General features: G+C 71.6%; 6 protein-coding genes and 1 pseudogene. 6 read left to right on the top strand and 1 reads right to left on the bottom strand.

All coding sequences use genetic code 11. The features are described 5' to 3' along the window. The first annotated feature begins 439 nt into the window (after positions 1 to 439). The 3 genes and pseudogenes from ACY45C_RS16825 to ACY45C_RS16835 all read left to right on the top strand — a co-directional run bounded on the left by ACY45C_RS16825 (position 440) and on the right by ACY45C_RS16835 (position 3,400). Positions 440 to 1,144, top strand: a pseudogene (locus ACY45C_RS16825) (nucleotidyltransferase family protein). Between the two features lie 292 nt (positions 1,145 to 1,436). Further along, the gene (locus tag ACY45C_RS16830) at positions 1,437 to 3,032 is read left to right on the top strand and encodes a substrate-binding domain-containing protein (RefSeq protein ID WP_462188520.1); all 1,596 of its coding nucleotides are present in this window, start codon (positions 1,437 to 1,439) and stop codon (positions 3,030 to 3,032) included. Further along, entirely contained in the window at positions 2,981 to 3,400 is a 420-nt protein-coding gene (locus tag ACY45C_RS16835; protein ID WP_462188521.1) for a vWA domain-containing protein, read from the top strand. The genes ACY45C_RS16830 and ACY45C_RS16835 overlap by 52 nt, the downstream gene beginning before the upstream one ends. A gap of 40 nt (positions 3,401 to 3,440) precedes the next feature. On the opposite strand, the gene ACY45C_RS16840 is transcribed toward ACY45C_RS16835, so the two are convergent. After that, positions 3,441 to 3,689, bottom strand: coding sequence for a DUF6158 family protein (locus ACY45C_RS16840; RefSeq protein WP_011434791.1), 249 nt, complete (start codon positions 3,687 to 3,689; stop codon positions 3,441 to 3,443). Positions 3,690 to 4,162: 473 nt separating this feature from the next. On the opposite strand from ACY45C_RS16840, the gene ACY45C_RS16845 reads away from it, so the two are divergent. From ACY45C_RS16845 to ACY45C_RS16855, 3 genes are all read left to right on the top strand, one after another. After that, the gene (locus tag ACY45C_RS16845) at positions 4,163 to 5,305 is read left to right on the top strand and encodes a sensor histidine kinase (protein ID WP_462188522.1); all 1,143 of its coding nucleotides are present in this window, start codon (positions 4,163 to 4,165) and stop codon (positions 5,303 to 5,305) included. Continuing rightward, positions 5,302 to 6,108, top strand: a complete 807-nt coding sequence (locus ACY45C_RS16850; RefSeq protein WP_462188523.1) for a response regulator — start codon at positions 5,302 to 5,304, stop codon at positions 6,106 to 6,108. The genes ACY45C_RS16845 and ACY45C_RS16850 overlap by 4 nt, the downstream gene beginning before the upstream one ends. A gap of 64 nt (positions 6,109 to 6,172) precedes the next feature. Beyond that, the gene (locus tag ACY45C_RS16855) at positions 6,173 to 6,742 is read left to right on the top strand and encodes a hypothetical protein (RefSeq protein WP_462188524.1); all 570 of its coding nucleotides are present in this window, start codon (positions 6,173 to 6,175) and stop codon (positions 6,740 to 6,742) included. Positions 6,743 to 6,843: the final 101 nt, after the last annotated feature.

A 6,843-nucleotide genomic window follows, 5' to 3' on the forward strand; every position in this document is an offset into this window, starting at 1 on the left:
AAGAGCGCCGCCCACTCGACGAATGGGAGCGTCGGCACCGAGATCAGCGGCGATCTCTCCTGCTACGAACGCACGGCACTCAGAGCCAGGAAGGACGTGACCGCAAGTCACGTAACGATGTCACAACGCAGAAAGCAGGCTACAGTCAGTCCAACACGCCGACGGGCGGGGCAAGCCTTGGGCGCCCAGCCCCTGCTACCTGGCATGTCCCTGACTCACGGATCTTCGCTTACTGCGATGGACTTGTTTTGTGGAGCGGGCGGACTGTCTCAAGGGCTACGCCAAGCGGGGCCGTGAACTTCCCTGCAAAGAATGGTGGCCGGGGACGACAACGCCGTCTTCGACATCCGGATCGTCGAATTCCTGCGACGCAGGGGCGGGTATACCGGAGCACGTGAACGTCGCCGGCCTGCTGCTCGCCGCCGGGGCCGGACGGCGGATGGGACGCCCCAAGGCCCTGGTCGAGCTGGGCGGTGTGACGCTGGTCGAGCGGGGTGTCCGCCTGCTCACGGCGGGGGGCTGCCGGCCGGTCGTGGTCGTCACCGGCGCCGCCGCGGACGAGGTGGGCGCCGTCGTGCGACGCCTCGCCACCCGCCGGGTCGCCGGGCCGGCGCCCGCGGGCGAGGATGCGCCCGAGATCGGCCTGGAACCCACGGCTGGGATGGAACCCACGGCCGGCCCGATGCCGGAGGTTCGCCTGGTATCGGCCGCGCGGTGGGCCGAGGGTGTCGGCGCGTCGCTGCGGGCCGGTCTCGCCGCCCTGGTCGGCACCGACGCCGACGCCGTGGTCGTCACCCTGGTAGACTAACCGTCCCTCGGCGCGGCGGCGGTGCAACGTCTGATCTCCGCCGCGGCCGATCCGGGGTCGACCCATCCGGCGCTGACCGCCACCTACGGAGGCCGGCCGGCCCATCCCGTCCTGCTACGCCGCTCGGTCTGGCCCGAGGCGGCGGCTCTCGCGCGCGGCGAGGTCGGCGCCCGGGCATGGCTGCGGGCCCACCCGGGACGGGTCACCGGCGTGCCCTGCGACGGCACCGGCTCACCCGCCGACGTCGACACCCTGGCCGACCTCGAAACCCCAGCCGCCGTCGCCCCACCGACCTCGCCATCGGCGACGCGCACACCCAGCCCGGGTAGAACGTGAAGGACCCATAAGTAGGAACACCGCCGCAACGACGTGAGAAACGGAAGAACAACAGCAGACCCCGGTCTTCCAAGAAAGGATGACGCCCAACCGGGCTATCGGCAGTATCGGCGGCAGGGGAACCGGCACGGGGCACAATATCATCACTATCTGGGGCCGGCCGGACACCCGGGGATGGTGTCGGGCGCTGCGCGATGGACTCGGCGAGAAACAGCGGGAAACGCAGGCAGACCATCGTGCTGGTGGCGGGTCAGGGACGGACACGACGCTCGCTCGCGGAAAGGACGTCTCCGTGTCCGACGCCCGTCATCGATCCCGCCGCAACAGATTTCGTGGTGGCGGGTCCCATCACGGCGGGTCCCGGTATGGCGGGTCCCGGGCCGGTGGCCGCGACCGTGGCCGCGCCGTCACCGTCGGCCTGGGCATCGTCAGCGGCGCGGCGCTGCTTGTGCTGGGCGCGTTGACCGCCACCGGGATCGGGTTCGCGGCCCGCGCCGCCTGGGATGCCGGACCGGCCGGGGAATGCGCGGACGGCGGCGAACGGGCCACCCTGACCATCACCACCGCGCCGGCACTCGCGGCGCCGATCAGCCGGCTCGCCGCCGACTTCGATCTTCGGCGCGCCGGTGCCGAGGGCTCGGCGGGCCCGTGTGTGACCCTCGCCGTGTCGGCGGTCGCCTCCGACCGGGTGCTCGACACGCTGTCCCGACCGGAGCCGCCGGACTCCCCCGGCCCGCCCGACGTCTGGATTCCGGAGTCGGCCGACTGGCTGGAGCTGGGCCAGGAATCGGACCCGGCCACGGCGCAACTGCCGGCGAAGGCCACGACGATCGCGGGATCGCCCGTCGTCATCGCCATGCCGAGACTCATGGCGCAGCGCCTCGGTTGGCCGGAGCATCATGTGACCTGGGCCGAACTGGCCGCGGCCGCGGGCGAGGCCGATTTCTGGACCCACCGGGGCGAGCCCCGGTGGGGGGACTTCCGGTTCGCCATGGCCAATCCGGAGAACTCAGCCGCCGCGCTGCGGGCCGTCATCGGAACGGTGAGCGCCGCCCGCGGACTCACCGCGGCCGAGATGACCACCGGCACGTTCGACCAGGATCGCGCGGCCCAGCTCACCGTGCTCCGGCAGGAACGCTCCATCGACTGGCTGCCGGAGTATGACCAGCAGCTCTTCGACTCGGTGCGCACCGGCGGCGCGGAGAACGGCGCGGCCGGATCCGCTCCCTCGGCCTTCCCGGCCCTGGAGGCCGATGTCATCGCCTACAACCGGTCCCTGACGAGCCAGAACGGTAACCGCCTGGCCACGACGCTGGTGGCGTCCTACCCCTCGGACGGGATGTTCACGGCGACGGTGCCGTACATCGTCCTGAAGAAGACGGCGAGCTCGTCGTCCCGGCGGGCCGCGGCGGACGCCTTCGCCACCTTCGTGCGCGGGGACGCGGGCCGCGCGGCCCTTACCGGAGCCGGTTTCCGCACACTCACCGAACTGGCGGGCCACGATGACCCAGGCGGGCTGGCCGAGACGCTGAACGCGACCGATGGGGTGCGCTCCGTCCTGCCGAAGCTGGCGAGCACGGACGCCTCCGACAGCACGCTCGGCACGGCTCGGCGGTTCTTCCGCCATGCCCGTCAGCGTGGTGCCACCCTCGTGGCGCTTGACAGCTCCGGATCGATGGCCGAACCGGTCCCGGGCACCGACCCGTCAAGAACTCGGATGCAGGCGGCCGTCGAGACCTCCTGGCCGGCCTGCGCCTGTTCGCACCCGACAGCCAGGTCGGTCTCTGGCGGTTCTCCGGCGAGCAGGGCGTCCAAGGCTACCGGGATCTCGTGCCGATGGCTCCGCTTAACGCACCCGGACGAGGCGGCACCCATCGGGACGAGCTGATCGCCGCGCAGGCCGGGATCGTCCCCGGCGGAGCCACCGATCTGTACGCCACCACGCTCGCGGCCTTCCGTTTCCTGACCCAGCACTACGTCCCCGGCCGGCTCAACCAGGTCGTCATCCTCACCGACGGTCGCGACACGAACCGGGGTGCTGCCGCGCCGAGCCTGGACGGGCTGATCGAACAGCTGCACGCCGACTACGACCCGAAGCGGCCGGTCGCCATAATCATGATCGCCTACAGCAACGACGCCGACCTCACCGCGCTGCGGCGCATCGCCGCGGCGACCGGAGGACGCTCCTACCTCCGGCCGGACCCGAGCCAGGTGGTCGACATCTACCTCGACGCGCTGACCCGCGTCCGCCCCTGAAGCCACGCGCGTCCCTGAAGCCATACGCCCCTGAAGCAGCTCAGACGGGAACCCCGGCGGCACGCCGTCTGCCGGCTCGGGTCCGGCGCGGATCGGGACTCGCGGCGTCTGGGAACCTCCGCAGGTATTCGCGTTCGAGCTCCAGCATCCGCGCGGTGTGGGTCTCGAAGGCGTCCTCGCTCCCCGCGATGAAGGCGTCGTGCCGGGTGCGATGCAGGTGCCGCAGCTCCCGGACGAGGTCAACGTCGGTCAGCTCCTGCGCGGGGATTCCAGCTGGTCGGTGCATCATGCCCTCGGTCTACCCATTCCGGCGGCGCGATTCCCGGCTGGCGGGAGGACCAGCAGGTTCGGCGGGATCGGAACATCCGGCCCCGGGCCGGGCGGTGGTACCGGATCCGGCGCGGGCTCGGGTGGCGTCGGCTCGGGACCGGGCAGAACAGGATCGGGGATCGGCGAGGGCGGCGAGGGCTCGGGTGGCGTCGGGCCGGGACCCGGCGGCGGGACCGTGACGATGACGGGATACGTGGTCTGCATCTGATTGCGGTGCCCGGATGGCGCTCTTCACACACCGGGACGACCAGATGCCCGCTCCTTCTGGTCGACCACTGGTCAGGCGCTGGTCGATCTGTGGCTGGCTCGCTACCGTTGCGCACTATGACCATGTTGGTCGGATCGGCGGCTTCTTCCTGCGACGTCATCCAACGCACCGAGCAACGTATGTCCCGAATGGTCGGCTATACCAGAGCAGCCTGTGCGACGTTCATGATCATTCCGCTCTTCGGCTGGGCTCGCCTGCGCCACCCGTGGATCGCCGTGCTGATCGTGGCGGCCGCGGCCGTCGAGGCATCCTGGTTCACCTGGCGGGTCTGGCGGCGGCCGGGCCGGCTGTCCCCCCGGCTGGTCCTAGCGGACGTCGCCTTCTGCGTGGCGCTGATGCTCGTCGGGTCCAGAGCCGCGCAACCCGACGAACGCAACAAGATCATGACTGAGCTCGTGCCGTTCAGCCTCGTCGCACCCGCGGGCATCGGCTTCGGCCTCGGGCTGACGCTGCTCGCGGTCGGTGCGGTGGCCGTCCTGATGGCGGCGTGGAGCCTGGCCGTGCTGCCGGACGTCTCCCTCAAGCTCGGTTCGGACCTGTTGGACGTCGCCCTGTGGTACGTCGTCGCCATGCTCATCGCCCATGAGCTGCGCGCGCTCTCCGCGGCGACCGCGGCCGCCCAGGACGAGGCCGCGGCGGCCGGGCGGCTCGCGATCGAGCAGGAGAAGGAGGCCGAGAGCCTGCGCCAACGCGAGATCACCCATCGGGAGATCCACGACTACCTGCTCCCCGTCGTCGATCACGTCGCCGCCGGTGGAGTGCCCTCGCCGGCGCTCGTCCGGGAGGCCCGGCGCGGGGCACAGCGGGCGCGTCGGATCATCATGGATCCACGCGGGATAGACCCGAGGGCCCTGGCCGTCGACGGCACGGCTTCGCCGGGCTCCACCCAGAACGGCCTCGAGGAGATGATGTCCGCGGTCGTGGACGCCTTCGCCGACGAGGGGCTCGCCCTGGTGCCCTTCGTGTCGATCAAGGGCGAACCGCCCGCGGAGGTCCGCGAGGCACTGGTGGCCGCGACGAGGGAGGCCCTGCGCAACGTGGTTCGACACTCCGCCAGCACCGACGAGGTTCACCTCTTCGTCGAGGGCGACGCGGATTCGGTGCTGGTGGTCGTCCGGGACAGGGGGGTGGGGTTCGATCCCGGCTCCGTCCGACCGGGCGGAGGCATGACCGGAAGCTATTCCGCTCTGCGCCGGTATGGCGGGGAGACCCTGGTGACCGCCTGGCCGGGTGGTGGGACGAAGGTGACCTTCCGCTGGCCTGCCGCCGAGCCGACCGGGGACGGCACGCCCGGGGACGGTCGATGAGCGTCGATCGCCGGCCGGTCTCGGTGGCGATCATTGACGATCACCCGATCGCCACCGAATCGCTGGCCGCCAGGTTCGCCGGCGCGGGGTTTTCCGTGCTGGCGCCGGCCCCGAGCCTGGAGACCTTCGACCGGGACGCCACGCCCGGGATCGTGGTGTGCGACCTGCACCTGCCCGGGGTGTCCGGGGCCGCCGCCGTGGCCGACCTGCATCGGCGCGGTCTTCGGGTGCTGGCGACCTCCGGGGTGGCGACACCGGACGAGGTCCTCGACGCGGTCGCCGCACAGGCTCGCGGCTTCGTTGAGAAGACCGCCCCGGCCCAGCAGTTCGTGGCGGCGGTGACCGCCGTCGCCGAGGGTAGCTTCCACGTCTCCGCCCGCCTCGCCGGGTTTCTACTGGAGGATGCGCACCGGCGACCGCTGTCCCGGGGCGAGATCGGGCCCGCGGAACGGAACCTGCTGCGCGGACTCGCCCAGGGCGACCTCATCGATGAACTGCGCGGCGAGTGGGGAATGACCGCCGCCACCGTGCACGACCTGCTCGATCGAATCTTCGACGCCGCCCGCCGACGCCGCCGCCTGCACCGGCCCTCCCCGCGGGAGGCTGAGGTGATGGTCCTCGTCGGTTGCCGGGGCATGTCCCACCGGGAGGCGGCACGGGCGATGAACGTCAAGGCCAGTGTCATCGCCGACTATCTGCGCACGGCGAAGGCGAAGTACGTGGCGAGCCATCCCGACGCCCCGGCGACGATCCCGCCCAGCACGGCGGCCGCCCTCTGGGCCCGCGAGCTCGGGTTCGGCTGAGCCCCCCTTGGCTGAGGCCCCTCGATTGAGGCCCCTCGATTGAGGCCCCCTTGATTTCGAGGGATTGTCCTGCGCCGACTTCGGCCACACCCTCGTCAGGATGGGCGGGGGAAACGGCGGGGACGAAGGTCATCCGCGGTCCTGTCGTCTCTGGGCAGCCTTCCTCGGGTCGTTCCTGGGACCGGATGCGCTCCCCGTCGGCATGTGGCGGATCAGATCTCCCGACGTCGCGACGGCCCATCCGGCTGACCAACCGATCCCCGGCGACGGCACGAATGCCGAGGCGGACGGCCGTGAGATCCAGGCGGTGCACCGTGGGCACGCGATCTGGCCGGGCACCCCGGACGCGGATCTGTACCGGCTGGACGACTCGCGGTGGCTGCTGCGCAACAACCGGAGGGCCGCCCTACTCACCCGACGCCTGGTCGCCCGGGCCGGGCCCGTCACGGACGGCACGCCCGTCACGGACGGGTCCGCCCACCTGCATCTCGCCACCGGCGATCCGCTCGCGGGCTACCTTCAGATCATCCGGCTCGGACCGGTGGTCGCCCGGCTGCGCACGATCCCGGGCGAGGGGTCCTCGCTACCGCGCACCTGGCCGTCGATCTCGGCAAGCAGGCCGCCGAGCAGGTAGCCGGACTGGCGGCCGCCACGGGCGACCTGCGTCGCGCGCCCTGGCGCCCCAGCCGATGGATCACCCGGACGGATCGGTGACGGCCGGGGATCATCCGCTTT

Source organism: Frankia sp. CcWB2 (assembly GCF_977927585.1).

What these genes read in the sequence shown, in the direction of transcription:
- ACY45C_RS16835 (WP_462188521.1), top strand. Translation starts at nt 2,981, where the DNA reads ATGGCTCCGCTTAACGCACCCGGACGAGGCGGCACCCATCGGGACGAG.
- ACY45C_RS16845 (WP_462188522.1), top strand. Translation starts at nt 4,163, where the DNA reads ATGATCATTCCGCTCTTCGGCTGGGCTCGCCTGCGCCACCCGTGGATC.
- ACY45C_RS16850 (WP_462188523.1), top strand. Translation starts at nt 5,302, where the DNA reads ATGAGCGTCGATCGCCGGCCGGTCTCGGTGGCGATCATTGACGATCAC.
- ACY45C_RS16840 (WP_011434791.1), bottom strand. Translation starts at nt 3,689, where the DNA reads ATGATGCACCGACCAGCTGGAATCCCCGCGCAGGAGCTGACCGACGTT.